Below are 23648 nucleotides of genomic sequence, written 5' to 3'. Positions count from 1 at the left end.
CACACCCCGCCGTCGGAGGTCGATCAGTACCAGCCCACGTCCTGCGAGTGGGCCCAGGCCTTGCAGGGCGAACCGTAGCGGCCCTCGATGTAGCCGAGGCCCCACTTGATCTGGGTCGCCGGGTTGGTCTGCCAGTCGTCGGCGACCGAGCCCATCTTGCTGCCCGGCAGCGACTGCGGGATGCCGTACGCCCCGGACGAGGGGTTGCGGGCCTTGTGGTTCCAGCCGCTCTCCTTGTCCCAGAGCTTGTTCAGGCACGGGAACTGGTCCATCCCGAAGCCCGCCTTCACCATGAGCGCGCAGCCGACCTCACGGTTGCCGCTGAACTCGGCGCAGGAGGCCGGGATCGGCCCGTCGTACGGCTTGCTCTCGGCGGCCTTCTCGGCCGCGGCCTTGGCGGCGGCCTCGCGGGCCTTCTTCCGCGACGCGGCGGCGGCCTCGGCCTCGCGGGCGCGCTTGGCGGCCTCCTTGGCGGCCGCGGCGGCGCGCAGCTTCGCCTGGTACTCGGCGGTCCGCTGCTTCGCGGACTGCACCTGCTGGGCGGCCTGCCGCTCGCGCTGGTACTCGAACTCGGCCTGCTCGACAGCGGCACCGACCTGCGCGGTCAGGCCCTGCTGCTGGGTCTGTCGGTCTTCACCCAGGTAGACACCGCCGGCAACGCCCACGGAGAGCAGTGCGACAGCGGCCGTACGGGCGCCGAACCGGCTCCACAGCCGACTCACGAAGTGGTCCCTTCGTCGGGTGCAAGGACACGGCGCGGGGCGTCAACCCGGGTGGGTCGCGTCCGCGCGTCGCGAGCGCCCCGACCCGGTGCCGGTCGCAGCCGACGTACCCCGGTGACTGCTGGCGTGTCCTGTGACGAACGATCACCAACGATCTTCTCGGTACGTGGGCGCTCGTGGGACACCATCGCGCACGGTGAGGCTGATGGGAAACGAAGAGCGCCGATTGTGATCTGCGCCACAAAGAGAATGCGGACAAACCCCTACATAGCGACCGTCATTGCGGGATGTCCTCCAGAAGATCCGTCACCATCGCGGCGATCGGCGAGCGCTCCGAACGGCTGAGGGTGACGTGGGCGAAGAGCGGATGGCCCTTGAGCGCCTCGATCACGGCGGTCACCCCGTCGTGCCGGCCGACGCGGAGGTTGTCCCGCTGGGCGACGTCGTGGGTGAGCACCACCCGGGAGCCCTGGCCGATGCGGGAGAGCACCGTGAGCAGCACGCCGCGCTCCAGCGACTGCGCCTCGTCCACGATCACGAACGCGTCGTGCAGGCTGCGGCCCCGGATGTGCGTCAACGGCAGCACCTCCAGCAGGCCCCGCGAGGTGACCTCCTCCAGCACGTTCTCGTGCACCACCGCGCCGAGGGTGTCGAAGACCGCCTGCGCCCAGGGCGACATCTTCTCCGACTCCGAGCCGGGCAGGTAGCCCAGCTCCTGGCCGCCGACGGCGTAGAGCGGGCGGAAGACCACCACCTTCTTGTGCCGGCGGCGCTCCATCACCGCCTCCAGCCCGGCGCAGAGGGCCAGCGCGGACTTGCCGGTGCCGGCCCGCCCGCCCAGCGAGACGATGCCGACCGACTCGTCCAGCAGCAGGTCGAGCGCGATCCGCTGCTCGGCCGAGCGGCCGTGCAGCCCGAACGCCTCCCGGTCGCCGCGGACCAGCCGTACGGTCTTGTCGGGCAGCACCCGCCCGAGCGCGGAGCCCCGGCCCGAGTGCAGCACCAGGCCGGTGTGGCAGGGCAGCCCGGCGGCGGCGTCCAGGTCCAGCGCCTCGCCGGCGTAGAGCCGGCCGATCTGCTCCTCGGCGAGTTCCAGCTCGGCCATCCCGGTCCAGGTGGGGTCGCTGGCCTGGCCGTGCCGGTACTCGTCCGCCCGCAGGCCCACCGAGGCGGCCTTGACCCGCAGCGGCATGTCCTTGCTGACCAGGGTGACCTCCCGCCCCTCGGCGGCGAGGTTCAGCGCGACGGAGAGGATCCGGGTGTCGTTGGAGTCGGTGCGGAACCCCGGCGGCAGCACGCCGTCGTCGGAGTGGTTGAGCTCCACCCGCAGCGTGCCGCCGGAGTCGTTGGCGGGCACCGGACGGTCCAGCCGCCCGTGCCGGACCCGCAGCTCGTCCAGCATGCGCAGGGACTGCCGGGCGAACCAGCCCAGCTCCGGATGGTGCCGCTTGCCCTCCAACTCGGAGATGACCACGAGGGGCAGGACCACCTCGTGCTCGGCGAATCGGTGGAAGGCCGCCGGGTCGGACAGGAGCACCGAGGTGTCCAGAACGAACGCCTGGCCCGCTGGTCGGGGCTCCTCGGTGTCCACCGGGGCGGCGGACGCGCCGCGGCGGCTCCGGGTGGCGCGGCGGGTCGTGGCAGTCGCGGCCGGGGTCTGGTCGGTCCCGGCGGGCGTACGGCGAGTCGTCACAGGCCTGCTCCGACGGATGGGCACCCGCCACCCGCGTTCCGCCTCCTCCGGTGCCCGGGGACACGGGGTCGGATGCGGAACCCCGTGCGCGAGGTCGCAGATCCGGGCGGACCGGCTGGCCCGGGAGAACCCCGTGCCATGCCTAGACGCTAGCCGCGTCGGACCCTGTCGGCTAGAGGTCGGCGGTGGATCTCCGGGGACCGGCGGGTGAACTCGGCCGGCGGCGGATCCGGCCGGGATGCATGCCCCCTGCGCGCACCCCGGCCGGCGGGAACCACCGTCACCGGTCTGACGTGGTCCCGACGGTGCGTGTCCGCCGCGGACGACGCACCGCGTCCTGGTTCCGGTCGACGGGGCCTCGGGCTCCCCGTCGACCGGGGTTCAACCGGTCCGCCGGACCAGGGTGCCGGTCGGGTGCCGCCCGGCGACCGGGGCGACCGGCGTCGAGAACGACGAACCGGTGTACGTGGTGCCGGGCCGCACCACCGTGCCGGTGACCCGGGTGGCGGCGGGCGACGGGCCGGCCAGGGCGGACGCGATGGCGGCCTGGGCGTCGCGGCGACGTCGGTTCCAGGCCCCCCGGTCGCCGTCGAAGTAGCCCTGCCGGTAGCCGAACCGGTAGCCGATGCGGTAGCTGAGCTGGCCGTGCAGCCGCCCCGCCGCGTAGCTCGTGGCGCCGAGGACGAGGACGAGGAAGACGGCGAGGAAGGGGCTCATCCGGCGGCTCCGGTGCGCCGCGGGTCCCGCTTCATCGCTCCTCCGGCTCGGTCGGCGTGGGCTCGGCGACCAGGAGCCGGTCCAGGTCGTCGGTGCTGACCTCCTCGACCAACTCGACGCTGATCCGGCAGCCGTCCAGGACGACCTCGGCCACCGAGGAGCGGCGGATCTCCCCGCCGGCGTCGTAGACGCGGACGCTGACCTCGGGGCAGCCGAGGTGGGTACGCCAGGCGTCCCACTCGGTGCGGTCGCCGACGCTGAGTGACAGGTAACGGCAGCCCCGGGCGAGGTAGAGCCGCCATGGCGCGCTCAGGCCCGTGGCCACCCCCTCCGCGATCAGGCCGAAGGCCTGGGCACGGGTGGCTAGCTCGGTCACCACACCCCCCTCGCGCCGGGGGCGTGACGCATGTGAGCACTGATCGTCTCATGCACGTGACACACCGTAGATTGTCTCATGGGCGTGACAGTATCAGCTTTTCGTCCGTTTACGGCGACCTCTACGGGCATCTATTCTGCCCAGGTGACACCCCTCAGAAGCGGTGCCGGATCGTTTACCGGCATCCCGAAGAACACGTCACGTCCGCGTGACAACAGCGCGCCAGGACACGCACCGGTTGCCGGATGGTCGTACCGTCACCGGGTGACCGAGACGGCCAACGCACGGAAGATCGCCTTCGCCACCTTCGTCCGGAGGGCGCTCGACGAGGCCCGGGCCACCCGGGCGTGGAGCGGCACCGAGGTGTCCCGTCGCACCGGCGTCTCCCGGCAGACCATCAACCGCTGGGTCCGGGGCGACTGGGCGAGCGACCCGGAGGCCGAACGCGTGGTGGCGTTCTGCGAGGGCCTCGGCCTCAGCCCGGCGACCGCCTTCGCCGCGCTGGGCTGGGAACGGGCGACCGCCCCGCGCAGCACCCCGGCCACGCCGCCGATGGACCCGGACGTGGAGGCGCTGCTGCGGCGACTCGTGGACCCCGACGTCTCCGACGCGGAGAAGTTCCACATCCGGGAAACCATCAGATATCTCGCGTATCGCCCCACCCTCCCGGTCCATGTCCGAAAACGAGGTAAACAGGCCGGCTAGTTCCTCAGATGGCGAAAGAACGGCAGGTCAGACTCATTCGTTTCGCTCCGGGGCCGGAACGGGCGCGCTAGCGTCCGTACTCGTACTGCTTGGGCTCGTCGTCGGCGGGGGACGGGACAAGGCCGAACCCAGCCCTGCGGGACAGAAGGAGGGGTCTGTCCATGACCCTGAAGTGGATGGCAGTCGTGATCGCCACCGTGTCGCTGACACTGGGCGTGACCGGAAACGTGGTGACCCTGGCGGTCAACGGCGGGCAGCTTCCCCTGCTCGTCAACCTCGTCGCGCTCACCTCCGCCGGCACCGCGGTGATCCTGGCCGTGATCGCCGAGCTGCACGACCGGCTCGACAACCGGGTCAGCGCGCTGACCGAATTCCTGGTCAACAAGTTGCAGGAGATCGAGGACCGCACCGGCGACCGCAACAGCGGCTTCGTCGAGGGTTACCTGCTCAACCACGGCCAGGAGGCCGCCGTCGTGCCGTTCGGCCGGCGGGGACGGGGAGCCGCCGAACGCTGACCGTCGGGCCCGCCGCACCCCGACCGCGCGCCCCCCGAGGCGCCGGCCGGAGGTCACCTCTCGGCCGGGGATTGAGCCGCCCCGCCCGGGGTACGCTGTCGCGCGTGCCGCCGTTGAATCTGGGCAACCAGCAGCCGAGGAACCCGTTGGACGCCGACCAGGCCTGGCGGACGACCGCCGGGAGGGCGGCCGGGACCGTGCTCTTCTTCGACTTCGACGGCACCCTGGCGCCGGTCGACGACGATCCCACCGCCGTGCGTCCCGCCCCGAAGGTGCTGGCGGCGATCGAGGCGCTCGCCCCGGTCGTACGGCGGATCGCGATCGTCTCCGCGCGCCCGGTCGACTTCCTCCGCGACCACCTCGGTGGGCTCACCGGCGTCGACCTGTACGGCCTCTACGGTCTGGAGCACAGCCACTCCGGCGGCGAGACCGTGACGGAGCCGGCGGCCCTGCCCTGGGTGCCCACCATGGCCGAGCTGGCCGACCTGGCGCGGGCCGAGCTGCCCGAGGGCGCGCTGGTGGAGTACAAGCGGCTCTCCGTGGCGCTGCACTGGCGCACCGCGCCGCAGCTCGGCGCGGCCGTGGAGCGGTGGGGCCAGGCCCAGGCCGAGCGGCTCGGGCTCAAGGTCCAGGCCGGGCGGATGGTGCTGGAGCTCAAGCCCCCGGTCGACCGCGACAAGGGCATGGTGATCGACGAGATCGTCCGGGACGCCGAGGGCGCCTGGTACTTCGGCGACGACGTCTCCGACATCAAGGCGTTCGCCGCGCTGCGGGCCCGGGCCGCCGCCGATCCGGACTTCTTCGGCGTCTGCGTCGCCGTCGCCAATCCGGAGACGGGCCGCGAGGTCGCGGAGGCCGCCGACCTGACCCTGGACTCCCCCGCCGCCCTCGGCGCGTTCCTCACCGACGCCACCCGACACCTCACCTGACGCCCTCTCGCCCGGCTGGGCCGAGGAAGCGCTCGCGGCCGGCCGGGCCGGCGAGGTGCTCCGGGTCGGTCAGGCGCCGTAGCGGCGCTGGCGGTTGGCGTACGAGCGCAGGGCGCGCAGGAAGTCGATGTGCCGGAAGTCCGGCCAGTTGAGCTCGCAGAAGTAGAACTCCGAGTGCGCCGACTGCCACAGCATGAAGCCGGAGAGGCGCTGCTCGCCGCTGGTGCGGATGACCAGGTCGGGGTCGGGCTGGCCCCGGGTGTAGAGGTGCTCGGCGATGTGCTCGACGTCCAGCACCTCGGCCAGTTCCTCGAGGGTGCCGCCGTTGGCGGCGTACTCAAGCAACAGCGACCGCACCGCGTCGGTGATCTCCCGCCGGCCGCCGTAGCCGACCGCGATGTTGACCTCGGTCCCGCCGCTGCGGTCCCGGGTGCGTTCCTCGGCGGCCTTCAGCGCGGCGGCCGTCGAGGCCGGGAGCAGGTCGAGCGCGCCGACCATCCGCAGCCGCCAGGGATTGCCCTCCTCGGCCAGCTCGACCACCAGGTCCTCGATGATCTGGAGCAGCGGGTCGAGCTCCTTGGCCGGCCGGCGCAGGTTGTCGGTGGCCAGGAGGTAGAGCGTCACGTGCTCGATGCCGGCCTGGTTGCACCAGCCCAGCATGTGCTTGATCTTGACGGCGCCCATCCGGTGACCGTCGTTCGGGTCGACGTAGCCCATCTCCCGGGCCCACCTGCGGTTGCCGTCGCACATCACGCCGACGTGCCGGGGCACCGGCTTGCCCGCGAGCTTCGCCGTGAGGCGACGCTCGTACACGGAATAGATCAGGTCCCGCAGAGTCATCACCTTGCAGCGTAGCGACCTGCGCGCCGAATCACCGCCTCGGAGTCCGCTCCCACGCCGGCAGACCGATGCCGATCATGCCCAGCGTGCGGACGTCGAGCCGCCCGTCGCCCAGCCCCAGCTCCACCACCGTCCGGTAGACGCGGTCGTCCCGACCCGCCGCGCGGACCGCGGCGTCGACCACCCGCCGGCGCCGGGCCAGCCACGCCGCGAGCGAGCTGTGCCGCAGGTGGGTGCCGAGGCGGCGGCGCAGCGTCGCCGCGTACCGCCGGGCGGCCTGCTCGGGCGAGCCGGCCGCCGCCGCGCCGGCGAGCGCGCCGGAGAGCAGCGCGTAGAAGATGCCCTCGCCGGTGAACGGGTTGATCAGGGAGAGCGCGTCGCCGGCGAGCAGCAGCCGGCCGCGCCCGGGGGCGGGACGGTGCGTCGACAGCGGCAGGTGGTGGGCCCGCAGGTCGGTGACCGTGGCCGGGTCCGTACCGGGTAGCAGCGCGCCGAGCCGGTCGACCAGGTGCGCCCGGGTCAGCGGCTCGCCCCGCAGCACCTCCCCGTACCCGACGTTCGCCCGGCCGTCCCCGATCGGAAACGACCAGGCGTACGCCGGCCAGCGCGGCGCCGAGGTGACGATGAGCTGTTCGGGCGGGCCGGGCAGCGCCGGGGCGTACCCCCGGATGGCGAGCGCCAGGTGCCGGTCGGGGTTCGGCCGGTGCCCGAGCGCCCGCCGGAGGACGGACCCGGCGCCGTCCGCCCCGACCACCGCCCGCCCCGCCAGCACGCCGTCGAGCACCACCCGGTCGGCCCGCACCTCGACGTTCCGCACCGCGTGCCGGCGCAGCCGCGCGCCGGCCGCGACCGCCGCCGCCACCAGCCGCGCGTCGAAGACCCTGCGGGGCACGGTGTACGCCGGCCGGGGCAGCGCCCGGGCCACGGCACCGCCGCCCGGCCCGACCAGCCGCAGCGCCGGCAGTGGCGCGTACCCGGTCACCGCGTCGGGCACCCCCAGTTCCTCCAGCACGTCCAGCGCGTGCGCGGCGATGCCGTCCCCGCACGCCTTGTCTCGGGGAAAGTCGGACCGGTCCAGCAGCAGTACGCTCGCCCCCGCCCGCCGGGCCGCCAGCGCGGCGGCCGACCCCGCCGGACCGGCCCCCACCACCACCACGTCGAACTCGTCGCTTACGGACTCGTCGCCCACGCGTCGCCTCCCACCGCCGGTCCGGCTCCTGCGGCCATCCTGCCGCCGCAGACGCACACCACGCCGAAACCCGCCCGGCACGTCAACGAGGACCACGAACTCACCGGCGGCCTCCCGAGGCTCTCCCGGCGCCCTGCCGGCTTCCTCCCGACGTCCTCCCGAGGCCCTCGCGGCTTCCTGCCGGCTTCCTGCCGGCTTCCTCCCGGCGTCCTCCCGGGGTCCTCGCGGCTTCTTCCCGAGGCCCTCGCCGGGCCCTCGCTGCGACCCACGAACCCGAAGCCGAAATTCGGCAGGGGTCCCCCGGCAGCGACGGCGCCTCCCCACGCACGGCGGTATGACGGCGCGCGGGAGATCTTGGTAGTTACATGCCCCTGGAGGGGCATGTAACTACCAAGATCGGCGAAGGGCTAAGCGTGACGGGCCTGCGGGCGCTTCCGTGGGCGGGGGCGAGGGGCGGGGCGGGCCCGCGGGCGGTCTCGTGGGCGGTCTCGTCGGCGGGGCGAAGGGCGGGCGGTTCGGGGCGGTCAGCCAGTTCGACGCGCCGTAACCTGAGGGCGGTCTCATGGGCGGGGCAGGTCGACAGCGCGAATGGCACCGCTCCCCCGCCCCGCCGCAGAGGCGAGGTTGCGGCCGAGGGTGCGAGCCCAGTCCACCGCGCCAACCCCCAGGCTGGTGGGGAACGGGCCGGGGCGGCTCCGGGCGGTCCGGCCCTGTGGCGATGGTGATCAGGCTGGCTAGGGGCGGTGCCTGGAACGCCCTCTGCACCGGCCGGGGGTTCGGCGCGGGTCGCGCGCTACGCCGGGCGGGTGGCGCGTTCGGCGCGGGTCGCGCGCTACGTCGGGCGGGTGGCGCGTTCGGCGCGGGTGGCGCGCCAGAGGCCGTAGATCGACAGCGCGGCGGCGGCCACCAGCGGGGCGCCGTCGCGGACCAGCCCGTCCGGGCCGAGCAGCCACCAGCACAGCGGCAGGTCGACGGCGAGCACGATCGCGGTGACGGCCACCAGCAGCGTGCGCGCCCAGCCCTTGCCGCGCATCAGGAAGGCGGTGCAGAAGAGCACCGCGTAGCTGGTCACGATCCCGGCGGCGAACCAGAACAGCACGGCGGGCACGGCGGTCAGCCGGTCGTCCAGCACCGCGCCGCCGGCGACCAGCGCCGGGACCAGCATGAGCGGGCTGTACGTGAAAGCGGCGACCCGGCTGGTGAGCAGCCAACCGCTGACCTCCGGCCGGCGGGGCGGGGTCTCCCGCCACGAGATGCCCTCCCGGTCGATGACCAGGCGGGGCCGGTGGCGGACCAGGTGCCCGGACACCGCGGACGAGCGGTAGAGCAGCCAGACCATGGCGGCGCAGAGAACCGTGAGCAGGGCGAACCCGAGCAGCCCCGGCAGCGGCGGCACACCCTGCCGGGGCACGATCAGCCGGCCGACCGCGAAGACCGTGGTCACCGCCAGGATCAGCCCGAACGGCCGGGCCACCGTCCGGCCCCGACGGACGTGCCCGATCAGCAGCAGGAAGCCGAGCGAACGGAGCATCGCCCAGCCCGTCCGCACCGCCAGCCCGAAGCCCTGCTCCGGGGCGTACCACCAGTTGAGCAGCTCGACCACGACGGTGGCCGCCGCGGTCAGCGCGAGCAGTGCGGTCAGCGCCCGGACGGCGGACGGCCGCCGGACCTCGGTCGCGGCGGCCGTCCTCATGGGATCCGATGATGCCCCGTCGGGGCTCCGGTCACACCTGTCCTCAGCGCTGCGGCGCAGCGTCGAGCCGGGCACGCAGCGCGTCCAGCTCGGCCCAGAGCACGCCCGGCAGCTTGTCGCCGAACTTCTCGAACCACTCGGTGACCATCGGGAGCTCATTGCGCCACTCCTCCGGGTCGACCTTCAGCGCGATCCGGACGTCCTCCGGGGTCATGTCGAGGCCCTCGACGTCGAGCGCGTCCTGGGCCGGGACCATGCCGATCGGCGTCTCCACCGCCTCGGCGCGCCCCTCGATCCGCTCGATGATCCACTTGAGCACGCGGGAGTTCTCGCCGAACCCGGGCCAGAGGAAGTTGCCCTCCGGGTCCTTGCGGAACCAGTTGACGTAGTAGATCTTGGGCAGCTTGGACTCGTCGCCGTCGGTGCCCTTGCCCATCTCGATCCAGTGCCGGAAGTAGTCGCCGGCGTGGTAGCCGATGAACGGGAGCATCGCCATCGGGTCGCGCCGGACGACGCCGACCGCGCCGGAGGCGGCGGCGGTGGTCTCCGAGGAGAGCGTCGCGCCCATGTAGACCCCGTGCACCCAGTCGCGGGCCTCGGTCACCAGCGGGATGGTGTCCCGGCGGCGACCGCCGAAGAGGATCGCGTCGATCGGCACGCCGTTCGGGTCGAAGTAGTCCTCGGCGAGGATCGGGCACTGGGTGATCGGGGTGCAGAACCGGCTGTTCGCGTGCGAGGAGAGGCTGTCGCTCTCCGGCGTCCAGTCGTTGCCCTTCCAGTCGACCAGGTGCGCCGGCGGCTCGCCCATGCCCTCCCACCAGATGTCCCCGTCGTCGGTCAGGGCGACGTTGGTGAAGACGGAGTTGCCGCGGTCCAGCGTCCGCATCGCGTTGGCGTTGGTCTTCCAGTCGGTGCCGGGCGCGACGCCGAAGAGGCCGTACTCGGGGTTGACCGCGTAGAGGCGGCCGTCCGGGCCGAAGCGCATCCAGGCGATGTCGTCGCCGATGGTCTCGACCTTCCAGCCCGGGACGGTCGGCTCCAGCATGGCCAGGTTGGTCTTGCCGCAGGCCGACGGGAAGGCCCCGGCGACGTGGTAGACCTTGCCCTCCGGCGAAGTGATCTTGAGGATGAGCATGTGCTCGGCGAGCCAGCCCTCGTCGCGGCCCATCACGCTGGCGATCCGCAGCGAGTAGCACTTCTTGCCGAGCAGCGAGTTGCCGCCGTAGCCGGAGCCGAAGGACCAGATCTCCCGGGTCTCGGGGAAGTGCGAGATGTACTTCGTCTCGTTGCACGGCCACGCCACGTCCTGCTGGCCGGGGGCGAGCGGGGCGCCGATGGAGTGCAGCGCGTGGACGAAGTCCGCGTCGTCGCCCATGGCCTCCAGGACCTTGGCGCCCATCCGGGTCATGATGCGCATCGACGCGACCACGTACGGGCTGTCGGTGATCTCGACGCCGAACATGGGGCTCTCGGCCTCGACCGGGCCCATGCAGAACGGAATGACGTACATGGTGCGCCCGCGCATGCAACCGCGGTAGAGCTCCGTCATCGTCCGCTTCATCTCGGCCGGCGCCATCCAGTTGTTGGTGGGGCCGGCGTCCGCCTCGTCGACGGAGCAGATGTAGGTGCGCTCCTCGACCCGGGCGACGTCCGTCGGGTCGGTGCGCGCGTAGAACGAGTTCGGCTTCTTCTCGGGGTTGAGCCGGATCAGGGTGCCGGCCTCGACCAGCTCGTCGGTGAGGCGCCGCCACTCCTCGTCGGACCCGTCCACCCAGACGACGCGGTCGGGGGTGGTCAGTTCAGCGACCTCACGGACCCAGGCGAGCAGTTTCGGGTGGGACGTCGGGGCCTGATCGATACCCCGAACGGTAGCCGGAGCAACCATGACACATCTCCTTGTGGTCGACGCTGACCGATCTATGGGATGCACGAGTCTTGACGGCGCTATGCGTCGTCTTCGTGGAAACCTGGGATTGGCCTCAGCGTAAACCGGGCGAGGTCACCAGTCAGTGGGACTGGTTGTGAAGAACTGCACAAGGTACGGGCACGCTGCGGCATCACGAGCTAATACCCGCTTTCACGCGCAGTTTCACGCAAATCCTGTGGGGAACCGTCACCGGCGGGGCCGGCCGCACCCCGGGCGGCGGAACCCGCGAACCGCCCCGCAGGCCGCCGGATCTCGTTACGCTCTGTCCACAGGCGCACACCCGGGTGAGCGGTCCGCCGTTGCTACCCGTGCGGGATGACCCCAGCCGGTAGGCTCGCGTCGTGGCCGCGACGACGACCGGGGAGCCCGGCTCTCCGCAGACCCGCCCGGGTCTGGTCCGTTCGCTGGTGGACCGCTTCGGCCACCTGGTCCGCGAGCTGAGCAAGTTCGCCACCGTGGGCGGGATCGCCTTCCTGATCGACTTCGCGCTCTTCAACTACCTGACGAGCGTGCGGGGCGTCGAGCAGGTCACCGCGAAGACCATCTCGACGGTGATCGCGGCGTCCGTCGCGTTCGTCGGCAACCGGTTCTGGACGTGGCGGCACCGCAAGCGCTCCAACCCGGCCCGCGAGTACGCGCTGTTCTTCTTCTTCAACGGCGTCGGCCTGGGGATCGCCGTGGCCTGCCTGGCGGTCAGCCGCTACGGCCTGGGCAGCATCTGGCCGGAGGTGTTCCAGACCCCGCTGGCCGACAACATCGCCAGCTTCATCGTCGGCACCGGGCTCGGGACGCTGTTCCGGTTCTGGTCCTACCGACGGTTCGTCTTCGTCGAAGCGGGAACCCCCTCCGTTCCGGAAGAGAAGCACGACCGAGACCACCGGGCGTGACCTACCGCCCACCTTCGTCCCGGCCGGAGCCTGCCGGCCCCGCCCACTGCCCTAAGGTGTTCCGCATGCGTCTTGTCCGTCTGCTGCCTGAGCGCTGGCAGAAGTTCATCCACGAGGCGCTCAAGTTCGGAATCGTCGGCGGCGTCAACACCGTAATCAATTACGCCGTGTTCAATGTGCTCGCACTGACCGTTTTCGTGGACGGTCAACTGAAGGCGACGGTCATCGCGACCGTGGTGGCGACGATCACGTCTTATCTGATGAATCGTCACTGGACGTACCGGGATCGCCCCAAATCGGCCATGCGGCGCGAGTACGTCCTCTTCTTCCTCTTCAACGGGGCGGGCCTGCTCATCGAACTGGGCGTCCTGGCCGCCGCCAAGTACGGGCTGGGCCTGACCAGCCTGCTGGCCCTCAACGTGGCCAAGACCGGTGGCGTGCTGCTCGCGACGCTGTTCCGGTTCTGGTCCTACCGCACGTTCGTCTTCCAACCGGCGCCGGCCCACGCGGCCGAGACGTGGCACAGCATTCCGCGCGACGAGTGGGACACCATGGCCGAGATGGATCCGGTGGCCGAGCTGGCGGAGTCGATCTCCGAGCTGGAGGAGTCCGAACCGCCGCCCGGCGCCACGCGGCGTGTCCCGCGCGGCGCGGCCGGCCCCGAACCCGCGTCGACCGTGGGCCCGGCGGCCCCGGTCCAGGGGCGCCCCGTCCCGCTCGACGCCGGCCTCGGCGGCTCCCTCGACCGGGAGCTGGAGGCGGAACTGGCCGCCGAGCTCCAGGCCACCACCCGCCGCCCGCCCCGTCGCTGACCCACGCGCCGTCGCTGACCCACGCGCCGTCGCTGACCCACGCGCCGTCTCGGCCCGACCGGTTCCGGCCCGCTCCCGGGCCATGCCGGCCGGGCCGTGCCAGTTCAGGCGGCCGGGCCGTGCCGGTTCAGGCGGTCGAGTCGCGCAGCGGCTTGCCCTCGTGCAGGTCCGCCAGGATGTCGCGCATCTCGTCGTCGCCGAGGGAGTGCTTGTCGTGGTGGGCCTCCACCAGCTCGTAGAGCTTGGTCTGCACCCGGCCGACCCCCGGCACGTCGTGCAGGACGGACTGGCCGCGCTCACCGGCGGACTCGATGGTCAGCGTCCCGCAGCCGAGCAGACGCTCCACGAACCGCTGGTTCATCGCGTGGTCGTTGATCCGGGTCAGCGGGATGTCCCGCCGGTCGCGCGAGAGCACCCCCTGCTGGAGCAGCACCCGCTCGTTCGTGAAGAGGTAGTGGGTGCTCCGCCAGACCAGGAACGGCCACAGGGCCAGCCACAGCACCGCCAGCAGGGCCAGGCCGCCGATGACGGCGAGCGCGATCGAGCCGCCCCCGCCGGACGGCAGCAGGACCAGGCCGGCCACCACCGCCGCGACGGCGAGCACGAGCACCGCGACCGGCCGGATCAGCGCCTTCCAGTGCGGGTGCAGGTGCAGCACGACGTGCTCGTCCTCGGTGAGCACGTCATCGGGGAACGCCACGGGAACCTCCTCGCAGAAACGGACGCGCTGACCGTAGCCGCTCCCCTCCCGCCGGGGGATCAGCCGCGCGGCGGGAGTCCGCGATCAGCGGAGATGCAGGACGTCACCGGCCGCCAGGGCACGGGTGCCGGCGGGGGTGGCGACCAGGAGCTGGCCGTCGGCGTCCACGCCGGTCGCGGTGCCGGTCACCTCGTCGCCGCCGGGCAGCAGCACGCGTACCTGCCGGTCGATCGTCGCGCAGCTCGCCAGGTAGGCGTCGCGCAGGCCGCTGGCGACCGCGTCCCCACCGGCCGCGCGCCACTCGCCGTACCAGTCGGCGATCCCGCGCAGCAGCGCCCGCAGCAGCGGGTCCCGGTCGGTGGCCGCCGCGCCGGCCAGTTGCAGGGAGGTGGCCGGCAGCCCGGTCGGGTTCTCCGGCAGCTCGTCGGCGCGCAGCGTGACGTTGAGGCCGACACCGAGCACGATCGCGGGCGGCCCGGCCGGCGAGGGCCCGGGCACCGCCTCGGCGAGGATGCCGGCACACTTCGCGTCACCGACGAGCAGGTCGTTCGGCCACTTCAGGCCCGCGTCCAGCTCCGCCAGCCGGGTCACCGTCTCGACCAGGGCGACGCCGGCGAGCAGCGGCAGCCAGCCGTACCCCGTCTGGGGCGCCGACTGCCAGCCACGGTCGGCGACGGCCTCCCCGGGGCGGAGCAGCACGCTGGTGGCGATGCCGGCCCGGGCCGGCGACTGCCAGGCCCGGCCCCGCCGGCCGCGCCCGGCGCTCTGCCGCTCCGCGACCACCACCAGGCCCTCGGGCTCGCCGGCCCGGGCCGCCTCGGCGACGTCCGCGTTTGTCGAGCCGGTCTCGACGCGCAACTCCAGGCGGGCCCAGGGCCCGTGCGGGGCGACCAGCGCCCGCCGCAGCCGCGCCGCCGACAGCGGCGGGCGGTCCAGATCGGTGTACGGCGAGCCCGGCATCCCGTCAGCCTACGGCCGCCCCCGGCCGGCCGACCGGGGACGTCGCGGCCCGGCTGAGGCGAACTGCACAGCGGCGGTGGCCTGAACCATCGTTATATTCCCAGGGTGACTACCGAGACCGGGATCAACATCCACAGCACCGCGGGCAAGCTGGCCGACCTGGATCGGCGGGTCGACGAGGCGGTGCACGCCGGGTCGGCGCGCGCGGTCGAGAAGCAGCACGCGAGGGGCAAGAAGACCGCCCGCGAGCGGATCGAGATGCTGCTCGACGAGGGTTCCTTCGTCGAGCTGGACGAGCTGGCCCGGCACCGGTCCACCAACTTCGGGCTGGCGAAGACCCGCCCGTACGGCGACGGCGTCATCACCGGCTACGGCACCATCGACGGCCGGCAGGTCTGCGTCTTCGCCCAGGACTTCACGGTCTTCGGCGGCTCCCTGGGCGAGGTCTTCGGCGAGAAGATCGTCAAGGTCATGGACCTGGCCATGAAGATCGGCTGCCCGGTCGTCGGCATCAACGACTCCGGGGGCGCGCGCATCCAGGAGGGCGTCGCCTCGCTCGGCCTCTACGGCGAGATCTTCTTCCGCAACGTACGGGCCAGCGGCGTCATCCCGCAGATCTCCCTGATCATGGGCCCGTGCGCCGGTGGCGCGGTCTACTCCCCGGCGGTCACGGACTTCACGGTGATGGTCGACCAGACCTCACACATGTTCATCACCGGCCCGGACGTCATCAAGACGGTCACCGGCGAGGACGTGGGCATGGAGGAGCTGGGCGGCGCCCGTACGCACAACTCGCGCAGCGGCAACGCGCACTACCTCGCCGCGGACGAGCAGGACGCCATCGACTACGTCAAGGCGCTGCTGTCGTACCTGCCGTCGAACAACCTGGACGAGCCGGTCGTCTTCGACGCGCCCGCCGACCTCGACGTGACCGACGAGGACCGGGAGCTGGACACGCTGATCCCCGACTCGGCGAACCAGCCGTACGACATGCACCGGGTGATCGAGCACGTCCTCGACGACGGCGAGTTCCTGGAGGTCCAGCCGCTCTACGCGCAGAACATGGTCGTCGGCTACGGCCGGGTGGAGGGCCGTCCGGTGGGCGTGGTCGCCAACCAGCCGATGCACTTCGCCGGCACCCTGGACATCGCCGCCTCCGAGAAGGCCGCCCGGTTCGTACGCACCTGCGACGCGTTCAACATCCCGGTGCTGACCTTCGTGGACGTCCCCGGCTTCCTGCCCGGCACCGGCCAGGAGTGGGACGGCATCATCCGCCGGGGCGCGAAGCTCATCTACGCGTACGCCGAGGCCACCGTCCCGAAGGTCACCGTCATCACCCGCAAGGCGTACGGCGGGGCGTACGACGTGATGGGCTCCAAGCACCTCGGCGCGGACCTGAACTTCGCCTGGCCGACCGCGCAGATCGCGGTGATGGGGGCGCAGGGCGCGGTGAACATCCTCTACCGCTCGGAACTGGCCGCCGCCGAGGACCCGGCCGCCGTGCGGGCCGAGAAGATCGCCGAGTACGAGGACACCCTCGCCAACCCGTACATCGCGGCGGAGCGCGGCTACGTGGACAGCGTCATCCCGCCGCACGAGACGCGCGCCCAGATCGTCCGCGCGCTGCGGGTGCTGCGCACCAAGCGCGAGACCCTGCCGCCGAAGAAGCACGGCAACATCCCGCTCTGACGCCCCTGCCCCGCGGGATCCGCGCGGTGTCCCCCGTCGACCGTGGCAGGTCACGGCTGCCCTGACATCGCGCGGACCGGGGGTGGGGCGCCCGATCGGTGGGCGGCGGTCAGCAGGACGGGTTGGCGGCGGCGCACATGCGCCGCGCGGCCAGCCCGGCGAGGCGGACCAGGTCGGCCTCGGCGGTCGGTTCCAGGATCAGCACGCTCACCAGGTCGCCGACCCGCACCACCACGGTCGCGTCCGGCGTGGACGGGTGGCCGGGCACCTGCCCGTCGGCCGGGTCGAGGGTCGCGGCGACGGAGTGGCGCAGCAGCAGGGACTCGTCACCGGCGAAGTCGCGGCGCGGCACGTCCCAGCGGTGCACGTCCTCGACGGTGACGGACTCGCCGCCCCACTCGATCGACCGCACCTCCCGCCACTCCCGGCAGACGGTGAGTTGCCTGCGCAGTCCGTCGAAGAACCGGGCGGCCCCGTCGTCCCGCATCCGGTGCAGGTCCTGGACGACCAGGACGTCGCCGAGCCGCCCCCCGCCGGTCGCCGGTCGCAGCACCGTCTGGGACCGGCTCACCCAGGTCTCCTGCGCCGGCACACCGCTGTCGCGCCTGGTGGCGCACTGGCGGAGGGCCATGCCCACGTCGACGGTCCCGCCCAGGCCGGCCTCGCTGAGTTGCAGACCGCTGCGCGCCGTCAGGTCGTCCTGTTGCAGCAGGGCCGCCGGGGGGATCTCGACCCGGGCCACCGGCGCCGCCGCCCGCGACGGGGACGCCGCCGGGGCCAGCCCCCGCCGCCCGGACCGGTCCCCGACTGCCACGGCGGAGGCGGAGACGACGACGAGCACCGCGACCGCCGCCAGCACCGCCGTACGCCTGCTGCGCCTGCGGGCCCGGGCGCGGATCTCCGCCGGCTCCGGCCAGCGGACCTCGCGCAGGTCGCGGTGCAGTTGCTCGACGAACGTCGTCTCGTCACGCATCGGCGGCCTCCTCCAGGTCAGAGACGGCGAGCAGCCCGGCGAGCGCGGCGCGCCCCCGGAAGAGTCGGGCCTTGACGGTGCCCACCGGGGCGGCCGTCTGCCGGGCCACCTCGGCGACCGGCATGCCGACCAGGTAGTAGAGGGCGATCGCGGTGCGCTGCTCCTCGGGGAGCCGGCGCAGGGCGGTGACCACCTCGACGGTGGCGGTGTCCGGGCCGGGCACGCTCTCGCCGGGGCCGTGGCGCAGGTAGGCGCGGGCCCGGCTGCGCAGGCTGCGCCACCGGCTGACCGCGATCCGGCTCGCCACCACCCGCACCCACGCCTCCGGCTCCTCGTACGCGCTCACCGTCGACCAGCGCTGCCAGGCCCGGATGTACGCCTCCTGCACGGCGTCCTGCGCCTCGGCGAGGTCGCCCGTCAGCGCGTAGACGTAGCCGAGCAGCCGTTGGCGGCTGCCCCGGTAGAACTCGTCGAATCCGTCGACGTCCGGCACCTGCTACCTCCCCGTGACGGTCGCAGGGGACACGCGTCGGACGGTGCCGCCGGTTGCCCGGTCGACCGGTCAATTTCCGGGCGTCAGGCCGGCCTCGGTGAGGATCGGGCCGGCCAGCAGCAGCGCGCCGACGCCGAGGGCGGCCAGGTTGACCAGGGCGAAGACGGTGACCCAGAAGAAGGCCGGCAGCGGGGTGAGGCCGGCGAGCTGGTCGGCGTCGGAGGCGGGCATCCGACCCCGCGAGCGCAGCCGTTGCAGCTCCACCACCGGTCGCACCCCGCCGAGCAGCAGGAACCACACCCCGGCGTACGCGAACGCCGCCTGCACCTGCGGCTCGGCGTACCAGGAGACGGCGAGGACCACCCCGCCGGTGACCAGCAGCGAGAGCACGCCGAAGACGTTGCGGATCATGATCAGCATGGCCAGCAGCAGCGCCACGGCGACCCAGAGCAGCAGGGTGATCCGGTTGCCGCCGAGCAGCCACGCGCCGGCCAGCCCGACCAGCGGCGGGGCGACGTAGCCGGCGAGCAGGGTGAGGATCATCCCGGGGCCGGTGGGCCGGCCGGCGGAGAGGGTCAGCCCCGAGGTGTCCGAGTGCAACCGGATGCCGTGCAGCCGGCGGCCGGTGAGCAGGGCGGCCAGCGCGTGCCCGCCCTCGTGGGCGATGGTGATGGCGTTGCGGGCGATCCGCCAGGGCAGCCGGGTGGAGACGACCACCAGCGCGACGGCGGCGGTCAGCAGCACCAGCAGGGGCGGTGGGTCCGGCTGCGCCGCGAACAACTTGTCCCAGAGACCGCCGAGCCCGTCGATCGACACCATGGGGCGCGAGCCTACCGGCCCCGACCTGTGTCGCTGCGTCCTCGTCGGCCCGAAGCCTGGAACGCTGGTCCGGTGGCGACAGGAGCGGAAGGTGGACGCCGGTGACCGCGGCACCCCTGGAACCCCACGTCGGCCTGTGGACCGAGGCCGAGTACCTCGCCATGGGCGAGACCGCGAACCGGATCGAGTTGCTCGACGGGAGCCTGCTCGTCAGCCCTGCCCCGAGCAAGCGGCACCAGCGGGTGTCGTGGCTGCTGGCCAACAGCCTGGACGGCGCGGCGGATGCCCTCGCGGTCTTCGAGGCGGTGAACGTCCGGCTCGGTGTCGACCGCATCGTCATCCCTGACGTGGTGGTGGCTGACACCGACGACGAGGGCACCGTCGTCGAGGCGGGCGAGGTGGTCCTCGTCTGCGAGATCGTCTCGCCGGGGAACGCGGCCGCCGACCGGTTGGTCAAGATGCAGCTCTACGCGATCGCCGGGATCCCGTGGTACCTGCTGGTGGAGCAGGACGGCGCCGGCCACTCGCTGCGGCTGCACCGGCTCGACGGCGCGCACTACGTCGAGGACCAGGTGGCGAAGCCGGGCGAGGAGTTCCGCCTGGCTGAGCCTATCCGGTGGCGCGTCGACCCGGCCGCGCTGCGCTGAGGCGGAGAGCGCCTCACCCGGTCCGCTCGCCGGCTGCGGTGCCACCCGCCGCCGGGGTGGCCGGCTTCCGCCGTTCATGAAGATTTCCTTAGCTCCCCTTGCCATTAGGGGCACTTACCTCCAAAGATGGATGTCAATTCAGTCCGGCGTCCTTGGAGGCATCCATGACCCGTACCGGAACATCCCTTCGGCGGCTGCTGGCCGCCACCCTGGCGGCCCTCGCCACCGCGGCGGCGGGGCTCGTCGCGACCGCGACCCCCGCGGCGGCCGCCACCACGCCCGGCATCGACGTGTCGCACTACCAGGGCGCCATCAACTGGACCAGCGTCCGCAACGCGGGCATCCAGTTCGCCTTCATCAAGGCGACCGAGGGCACCAGCTACAAGGACCCGAGGTTCAACACGAACTACGTGGCCGCCTACAACGCCGGCGTCATCCGGGGCGCGTACCACTTCGCCCGGCCCAACATCTCCTCCGGGGCGGTACAGGCGAACTACCTGGCCTCCAACGGCGGCGCCTGGTCGGCCGACAGCCGCACCCTCCCGGCCGCGCTGGACCTCGAAGCAAACCCGTACGCGGGCGGCTACTGCTACGGCCTGAGCACGACCGGCATGCGCAACTGGGTGCAGGACTTCCTGAACACCTACCGCTCCCGCACCGGCCGCTACGCCGTCATCTACACCACCACGAGCTGGTGGAACCAGTGCACCGGCAGCTGGACGGCCCCCTGGGCCAACCACCCGCTCTGGGTCGCCCGCTGGTCGAGCACCGTCGGCACGCTGCCGGCCGGGGCGCCGTTCTGGAGCTTCTGGCAGTACACCGACCGGGGCAGCGTCGCCGGAATCAGCGGCGGGGTCGACCGCAACCACTGGAACGGTGACCGGAGCCGGCTGATCGCGCTGGCCAACAACACCTGAGCCTGAATCGCCTGGGGAGGCGGTTGGCGGCAGCGGGATCGGTTGTCACCGTACGGTCGACAACTGGTCCGGCTGCCGCCACGCCGCTCTCGCGGGCGTCAGACCTGCCGTCGGGCCGCCACGGGCACGGTCGCCGCGTTCTCGCGGGCGAGCGCGTTCCGCCGGGCGAAGCGCCGGACGCCCACCCCGGCGAGGGTGACGGTGACGACGCTGAGCAGTGCGAACAGCAGCGGCAGGCCGGCGGCGACGAGCAGCAGGACGATGTCGCCGAGGGCCACGAGCATCCACAGTGCCACTCGGGGCCGGGCGTCCCTCCGTCGGTAACCCATGTCGTACCCTCCCTTCCGTCGTGAAGGTCAGATACCCCGTACGGCGGAAGATCATGCGAGTCGATCTCGCAACGGGCGCGAATCCCGCGGGTCAGTCCTTGCGGTCGGGCACGAAGCCCTTGGCGATCCGGTCGAAGTCGGCCAGCTTGGCCTGCCAGTCCTTCGCGGCGACCTCCCAGCGCAGGGCGTAGCCCCGGTTCTTGGCCGTGACGAAGCCCCGGTTGCGGACGTGGATCCGCGTGCCGTCGCGGGTCTCCAGCCACTCCCAGTCCGCGCAGGTCTTCCAGTAGCCGTCGCAGCTCGTGATATCGACGTACTGGTAGTTGTTCACGCGGCTCTTGCGGTTCGGTTCCTGCTGCTTCCAGTCGGCCAGCGCGTCCGGCTGCGGGTTGCTGGTCCACTGGACCAGCAGCTCGCCCACACCGTTGGGCTCGTCGAAGACGACGGTGTTCTGCCCGGCGTTGCGGCGCACCCAGTTCGCCGGGATCGGCACCGTGAAGCCGCCCGGGTCCTTGTGCAGCTTCCAGCCCGCCGGCAGCGCGTCCGGGGTCGGCGACGGGGTGGCCGACGGCGTCGGGCTCGGCGCGGCGCTCGTGGGCGGGGCCGGCGCGGAGGACTGCGGCGGCTGCCCCTGCGAGGTCGCCGCGCCGGTCGGGTCGGCCTGCGGGCTGCCGCCGCCGTCCCCACCGTCGCCGCTCGTCAGCATCGGCACGACCGCCACCAGGCCGATCAGCAGCAGCGCCACCAGTACGCCGATCAGGACGTTGCGCCGGGTGTTGTTCGGCTTCGTACCGTCGGACGCCACGACCGTCGCCCGGCCGGACGGCGGGCTGACCGGCGCGGGCATCACCGAGGTGGGATTCGCCGGCCTGCCGGGCGCCGGGACCGCCGGCTCGGCCTTCGTGTCGTCGAGCGCGGGCTTCGGCGGGTCGACCTTCGCCGTCGGGGCCGCGTCCGAGGTGGAGGATCCGACCTTCGCGGTCGGCACGGAGTCCGAGGAGAGCGCCGCCGTCGCGTCCTCGGCGGTGGACGCCGAGGCGGCACCGGCGGCGGCCGCCGCCAGCGGCGCGCGCGGCGCCGGCGGGCTGATCGGCTTGTCGGCCCCGCCCTCGGCCGGTCGCGGCGCCGGCACCAGCGGCGGGCGCGGCTCACGCGGACCGTTCGGCCCCGGCCGGCGTACGCCGTCCAGCAGCGGAATCGTGCGGGTGCGCTTGCCGCCGGCGCGGCGCAGCAACTTCTCCGCCACCTCGGCGGTGATCCGCTCCTTCGGGTCCTTGCGCAGCAGGCCGTTGAGCACCGGCTTGAGCGGCCCGGCGTTCTTCGGCGGCGGCATCGGCTCGGTGGCCAGCGCGGCCAGGGTGGCGATCGCCGACGGTCGCGCGTACGGCGACTTGCCCTCGACCGCCGCGTAGAGGGTGGCGCCCAGCGACCAGAGGTCGGCCTCCGGCCCGGCGGTGCCCTCGCGGGCCCGCTCCGGCGAGATGTACGCGGGCGACCCGAGCACCATTCCCGTGCGGGTCACGTTGGGGTCGCCGGGAATCGTGGCGAGGCCGAAATCGGTCAGCACCACCCGGCCGTCGTCGCCGAGCAGCACGTTGCCGGGCTTGACGTCGCGGTGCATCACGCCGGCCTTGTGCGCCGACTTCAGCGCGGCCAGCACGCCCAGGCCGATCTCCACTGCGCGCGCCGGCGTCACCGGGCCGTCCTCGGCGAGCGTGTCCTGCAACGACTTCGACGCCACGTACTCCATGACGATCCACGGGTCGCCGTCGGTGCGCAGCACGTCGAAGATGCGGACCACGTTGATGTGGTTGAGCCGGGCGATGGCCCGGGCCTCACGCAGCGAGCGTTCCCGCATCTCGCGGCGCTCCTCGTCGGTGAGGCTGGGCGGCGGGACGAGTTCCTTGATCGCCACGTCCCGGTGCAGCACCTCGTCGCGCGCCTTCCACACCCGACCCATGCCGCCCTGACCGAGCGGCGAGAGAAGCCGGTATCGGTCAGCGACGAGTTGGGGCAGCGCGTTCGACATCGCCCAGACGGTACCCGGAGCCGACGACGCTCACACCGCCGGCACGCCACTGTGCGGTTCAGGTCAACCTCTCCGACGCGTACGCTGACGCCATGTCTGCCGAAGAGCCGCTGTTCCGGGTCGTCCGCGGGGTCCCCACCGCCGAGGAACTGGCCGCGCTGGTGGGCGCGATCGTCGTACGGTCCCGCCCGGCCGCCGCGACCCCTCCGGTCGCCGCGTCCGCCTGGGCGCGCTCCGGCCGGCCCGTCGCGGCGGCGGTCGCCGGCCCCGGCGCCTGGCGGGCGTCCGGCCTGCCCCGCTGACCTTTTCCGCACGGATCACCGCAGCTCGGCGCCCCTGCACACCCGCAGGGCAGCCGGTGTGTGCCGGGGCGGGGCTGCCGACACCCCCGGGACCCATTAACCTCACTCAGGGAAACGACGCAGTGACGGGCAGGGAGGGCCGATGATCCCCGAGGAGGACGGTCCAGCGTCCTGGCTCCGCGGCTACGGCGGCATCGAGGCCGACATCCGCCAGCTCCGCGAGTTCGCCGACAAGCTCCAGGCCGAAGTGGAACGCAACTACGCCCCGCACCTGTCGTACATCGCCGCGGACCTGACAGCACCGGTGCCCAACCCGGCCGACGCGTTCATCGAGCTGGTCGACTTCCTGCGCGCGCACCACGAGACCCAGCAGGCCACCGCCGACATGGTCTGGGGCGTCCGCGACGTCACCGGCCACCTGGCCGTCGCCGCCGGCACCGTCGCCACCCGCTACACCGGGTCCGACGCCTTCGCCGCCGCGCGCGTGACCGACATCGAGCGGGCCCTCGCCAACCCGGCCCCCACAGCACCTCGCGGCGCGCCGCCGATGCTGCCCGATCCCACCGGGCCGGAACCCGCGCCGGGACAGGGACGGGGACAGGGTCCGGTGGTGCTGCCATGATCGAACGGGGCACCGGCGGCCGCACGTCCGCCCTCACCGACTGGCGGCTGATGGACGTCGCCAGCATGTGGGCCTGCCTGCAGGACCACGACACCACCAACCACTGGAAGCAGGTCGCCGGCTGGCGCAAGATCTGCGACCTCGCCCGGATGCACCTGAGCCG

Annotated in this window: 25 protein-coding genes; 10 read left to right on the top strand and 15 right to left on the bottom strand. The window is 72.8% G+C overall.

Going from position 1 to position 23648, the window contains the following annotated elements; translation table 11 throughout:
- Positions 1-23: 23 nt before the first annotated feature.
- The 4 genes from AB0B83_RS10340 to AB0B83_RS10325 form a co-directional block, all read right to left on the bottom strand.
- Entirely contained in the window at positions 24-722 is a 699-nt protein-coding gene (locus AB0B83_RS10340; protein ID WP_357577891.1) for a lytic transglycosylase domain-containing protein, read from the bottom strand.
- 277 nt (positions 723-999) lie between these two features.
- Positions 1000-2415 carry a PhoH family protein gene (locus tag AB0B83_RS10335; RefSeq protein WP_132233364.1) on the bottom strand — a complete coding sequence of 472 codons (1416 nt, stop codon included), beginning with the start codon at positions 2413-2415 and terminating at the stop codon, positions 1000-1002.
- Positions 2416-2796: 381 nt separating this feature from the next.
- On the bottom strand, positions 2797-3132 hold the full coding sequence (locus AB0B83_RS10330; protein ID WP_357577890.1) for a hypothetical protein: 336 nt from the start codon (positions 3130-3132) through the stop codon (positions 2797-2799).
- 31 nt (positions 3133-3163) lie between these two features.
- Positions 3164-3508, bottom strand: a complete 345-nt coding sequence (locus AB0B83_RS10325; RefSeq protein WP_089003683.1) for a hypothetical protein — start codon at positions 3506-3508, stop codon at positions 3164-3166.
- Between the two features lie 264 nt (positions 3509-3772).
- Here AB0B83_RS10325 and AB0B83_RS10320 point away from each other — a divergent pair, with 264 nt between their 5' ends.
- From AB0B83_RS10320 to otsB, 3 genes are all read left to right on the top strand, one after another.
- Positions 3773-4213 carry an XRE family transcriptional regulator gene (locus AB0B83_RS10320; protein ID WP_151455784.1) on the top strand — a complete coding sequence of 147 codons (441 nt, stop codon included), beginning with the start codon at positions 3773-3775 and terminating at the stop codon, positions 4211-4213.
- 161 nt (positions 4214-4374) lie between these two features.
- On the top strand, positions 4375-4728 hold the full coding sequence (locus AB0B83_RS10315) for a hypothetical protein (RefSeq protein WP_357577889.1): 354 nt from the start codon (positions 4375-4377) through the stop codon (positions 4726-4728).
- A 104-nt stretch (positions 4729-4832) separates the two neighbouring features.
- The gene (otsB, locus tag AB0B83_RS10310) at positions 4833-5657 is read left to right on the top strand and encodes a trehalose-phosphatase (RefSeq protein ID WP_357577888.1); all 825 of its coding nucleotides are present in this window, start codon (positions 4833-4835) and stop codon (positions 5655-5657) included.
- A 69-nt stretch (positions 5658-5726) separates the two neighbouring features.
- On the opposite strand, the gene AB0B83_RS10305 is transcribed toward otsB, so the two are convergent.
- The 4 genes from AB0B83_RS10305 to AB0B83_RS10290 all read right to left on the bottom strand — a co-directional run bounded on the left by AB0B83_RS10305 (position 5727) and on the right by AB0B83_RS10290 (position 11264).
- Positions 5727-6497, bottom strand: coding sequence for an isoprenyl transferase (locus AB0B83_RS10305; protein ID WP_132233354.1), 771 nt, complete (start codon positions 6495-6497; stop codon positions 5727-5729).
- A 31-nt stretch (positions 6498-6528) separates the two neighbouring features.
- Positions 6529-7686 (bottom strand): geranylgeranyl reductase family protein, encoded by a 1158-nt coding sequence (locus AB0B83_RS10300; RefSeq protein WP_357577887.1) that lies wholly within the window; start codon positions 7684-7686, stop codon positions 6529-6531.
- A gap of 832 nt (positions 7687-8518) precedes the next feature.
- A complete protein-coding gene (locus AB0B83_RS10295) occupies positions 8519-9379 on the bottom strand; it encodes a hypothetical protein (protein WP_357577886.1) in 861 nt (286 codons plus the stop codon).
- Between the two features lie 43 nt (positions 9380-9422).
- Positions 9423-11264, bottom strand: coding sequence for a phosphoenolpyruvate carboxykinase (GTP) (locus AB0B83_RS10290; RefSeq protein ID WP_357577885.1), 1842 nt, complete (start codon positions 11262-11264; stop codon positions 9423-9425).
- 383 nt (positions 11265-11647) lie between these two features.
- On the opposite strand from AB0B83_RS10290, the gene AB0B83_RS10285 reads away from it, so the two are divergent.
- Together AB0B83_RS10285 and AB0B83_RS10280 are read left to right on the top strand one after the other, a co-directional pair.
- The gene (locus AB0B83_RS10285; RefSeq protein ID WP_132233346.1) at positions 11648-12193 is read left to right on the top strand and encodes a GtrA family protein; all 546 of its coding nucleotides are present in this window, start codon (positions 11648-11650) and stop codon (positions 12191-12193) included.
- Positions 12194-12258: 65 nt separating this feature from the next.
- Complete coding sequence (locus tag AB0B83_RS10280) at positions 12259-13005, top strand: GtrA family protein (protein ID WP_357577911.1); 747 nt, start codon at positions 12259-12261, stop codon at positions 13003-13005.
- 127 nt (positions 13006-13132) lie between these two features.
- Here AB0B83_RS10280 and AB0B83_RS10275 read toward each other — a convergent pair whose 3' ends face one another.
- The gene (locus AB0B83_RS10275; RefSeq protein WP_357577884.1) at positions 13133-13705 is read right to left on the bottom strand and encodes a PH domain-containing protein; all 573 of its coding nucleotides are present in this window, start codon (positions 13703-13705) and stop codon (positions 13133-13135) included.
- An 84-nt stretch (positions 13706-13789) separates the two neighbouring features.
- The gene (locus tag AB0B83_RS10270) at positions 13790-14665 is read right to left on the bottom strand and encodes a biotin--[acetyl-CoA-carboxylase] ligase (protein WP_357577883.1); all 876 of its coding nucleotides are present in this window, start codon (positions 14663-14665) and stop codon (positions 13790-13792) included.
- A 105-nt stretch (positions 14666-14770) separates the two neighbouring features.
- Here AB0B83_RS10270 and AB0B83_RS10265 point away from each other — a divergent pair, with 105 nt between their 5' ends.
- The gene (locus AB0B83_RS10265) at positions 14771-16354 is read left to right on the top strand and encodes an acyl-CoA carboxylase subunit beta (RefSeq protein ID WP_311414022.1); all 1584 of its coding nucleotides are present in this window, start codon (positions 14771-14773) and stop codon (positions 16352-16354) included.
- Between the two features lie 109 nt (positions 16355-16463).
- Here AB0B83_RS10265 and AB0B83_RS10260 read toward each other — a convergent pair whose 3' ends face one another.
- The 3 genes from AB0B83_RS10260 to AB0B83_RS10250 all read right to left on the bottom strand — a co-directional run bounded on the left by AB0B83_RS10260 (position 16464) and on the right by AB0B83_RS10250 (position 18639).
- Complete coding sequence (locus AB0B83_RS10260) at positions 16464-17327, bottom strand: hypothetical protein (RefSeq protein ID WP_357577882.1); 864 nt, start codon at positions 17325-17327, stop codon at positions 16464-16466.
- On the bottom strand, positions 17320-17820 hold the full coding sequence (locus AB0B83_RS10255; RefSeq protein ID WP_132233334.1) for a SigE family RNA polymerase sigma factor: 501 nt from the start codon (positions 17818-17820) through the stop codon (positions 17320-17322). Before AB0B83_RS10255 ends, AB0B83_RS10260 begins: the two co-directional genes overlap by 8 nt.
- 69 nt (positions 17821-17889) lie before the next feature.
- A complete protein-coding gene (locus AB0B83_RS10250) occupies positions 17890-18639 on the bottom strand; it encodes a M50 family metallopeptidase (RefSeq protein WP_357577881.1) in 750 nt (249 codons plus the stop codon).
- 101 nt (positions 18640-18740) lie between these two features.
- On the opposite strand from AB0B83_RS10250, the gene AB0B83_RS10245 reads away from it, so the two are divergent.
- Together AB0B83_RS10245 and AB0B83_RS10240 are read left to right on the top strand one after the other, a co-directional pair.
- On the top strand, positions 18741-19286 hold the full coding sequence (locus AB0B83_RS10245) for a Uma2 family endonuclease (RefSeq protein ID WP_357577880.1): 546 nt from the start codon (positions 18741-18743) through the stop codon (positions 19284-19286).
- A gap of 164 nt (positions 19287-19450) precedes the next feature.
- On the top strand, positions 19451-20203 hold the full coding sequence (locus AB0B83_RS10240) for a GH25 family lysozyme (RefSeq protein WP_357577879.1): 753 nt from the start codon (positions 19451-19453) through the stop codon (positions 20201-20203).
- Between the two features lie 98 nt (positions 20204-20301).
- On the opposite strand, the gene AB0B83_RS10235 is transcribed toward AB0B83_RS10240, so the two are convergent.
- Together AB0B83_RS10235 and AB0B83_RS10230 are read right to left on the bottom strand one after the other, a co-directional pair.
- Complete coding sequence (locus AB0B83_RS10235) at positions 20302-20532, bottom strand: hypothetical protein (RefSeq protein ID WP_357577878.1); 231 nt, start codon at positions 20530-20532, stop codon at positions 20302-20304.
- A gap of 91 nt (positions 20533-20623) precedes the next feature.
- A complete protein-coding gene (locus AB0B83_RS10230) occupies positions 20624-22561 on the bottom strand; it encodes a protein kinase (RefSeq protein WP_357577877.1) in 1938 nt (645 codons plus the stop codon).
- 92 nt (positions 22562-22653) lie between these two features.
- Between AB0B83_RS10230 and AB0B83_RS10225 the strand changes: the two genes are divergently transcribed.
- A complete protein-coding gene (locus AB0B83_RS10225) occupies positions 22654-22863 on the top strand; it encodes an acyl-CoA carboxylase subunit epsilon (RefSeq protein WP_357577876.1) in 210 nt (69 codons plus the stop codon).
- A gap of 142 nt (positions 22864-23005) precedes the next feature.
- Positions 23006-23485 carry a hypothetical protein gene (locus AB0B83_RS10220; protein WP_357577875.1) on the top strand — a complete coding sequence of 160 codons (480 nt, stop codon included), beginning with the start codon at positions 23006-23008 and terminating at the stop codon, positions 23483-23485.
- Positions 23486-23648: the final 163 nt, after the last annotated feature.

Origin of the sequence: Micromonospora sp. NPDC049060 (assembly GCF_040649055.1) — a bacterium.
In the GTDB taxonomy this organism is placed as follows: Bacteria; Actinomycetota; Actinomycetes; order Mycobacteriales; family Micromonosporaceae; genus Micromonospora; species Micromonospora reichwaldensis.
The sequence above is the reverse complement of the archived record's forward strand: the minus strand, read 5'-3'. Positions and strand labels throughout refer to the sequence as shown.

Excerpts from the sequence above, each read along its gene's own strand:
- AB0B83_RS10250 (WP_357577881.1), bottom strand. The coding sequence starts at position 18,639 with ATGGTGTCGATCGACGGGCTCGGCGGTCTCTGGGACAAGTTGTTCGCG.
- AB0B83_RS10305 (WP_132233354.1), bottom strand. The coding sequence starts at position 6,497 with ATGACTCTGCGGGACCTGATCTATTCCGTGTACGAGCGTCGCCTCACG.
- AB0B83_RS10330 (WP_357577890.1), bottom strand. The coding sequence starts at position 3,132 with ATGAGCCCCTTCCTCGCCGTCTTCCTCGTCCTCGTCCTCGGCGCCACG.
- AB0B83_RS10260 (WP_357577882.1), bottom strand. The coding sequence starts at position 17,327 with ATGCGTGACGAGACGACGTTCGTCGAGCAACTGCACCGCGACCTGCGC.
- AB0B83_RS10235 (WP_357577878.1), bottom strand. The coding sequence starts at position 20,532 with ATGGGTTACCGACGGAGGGACGCCCGGCCCCGAGTGGCACTGTGGATG.
- AB0B83_RS10315 (WP_357577889.1), top strand. The coding sequence starts at position 4,375 with ATGACCCTGAAGTGGATGGCAGTCGTGATCGCCACCGTGTCGCTGACA.
- AB0B83_RS10240 (WP_357577879.1), top strand. The coding sequence starts at position 19,451 with ATGACCCGTACCGGAACATCCCTTCGGCGGCTGCTGGCCGCCACCCTG.
- AB0B83_RS10225 (WP_357577876.1), top strand. The coding sequence starts at position 22,654 with ATGTCTGCCGAAGAGCCGCTGTTCCGGGTCGTCCGCGGGGTCCCCACC.
- AB0B83_RS10230 (WP_357577877.1), bottom strand. The coding sequence starts at position 22,561 with ATGTCGAACGCGCTGCCCCAACTCGTCGCTGACCGATACCGGCTTCTC.
- AB0B83_RS10290 (WP_357577885.1), bottom strand. The coding sequence starts at position 11,264 with ATGGTTGCTCCGGCTACCGTTCGGGGTATCGATCAGGCCCCGACGTCC.
- AB0B83_RS10280 (WP_357577911.1), top strand. The coding sequence starts at position 12,259 with ATGCGTCTTGTCCGTCTGCTGCCTGAGCGCTGGCAGAAGTTCATCCAC.
- AB0B83_RS10220 (WP_357577875.1), top strand. The coding sequence starts at position 23,006 with ATGATCCCCGAGGAGGACGGTCCAGCGTCCTGGCTCCGCGGCTACGGC.
- AB0B83_RS10295 (WP_357577886.1), bottom strand. The coding sequence starts at position 9,379 with ATGAGGACGGCCGCCGCGACCGAGGTCCGGCGGCCGTCCGCCGTCCGG.
- AB0B83_RS10270 (WP_357577883.1), bottom strand. The coding sequence starts at position 14,665 with ATGCCGGGCTCGCCGTACACCGATCTGGACCGCCCGCCGCTGTCGGCG.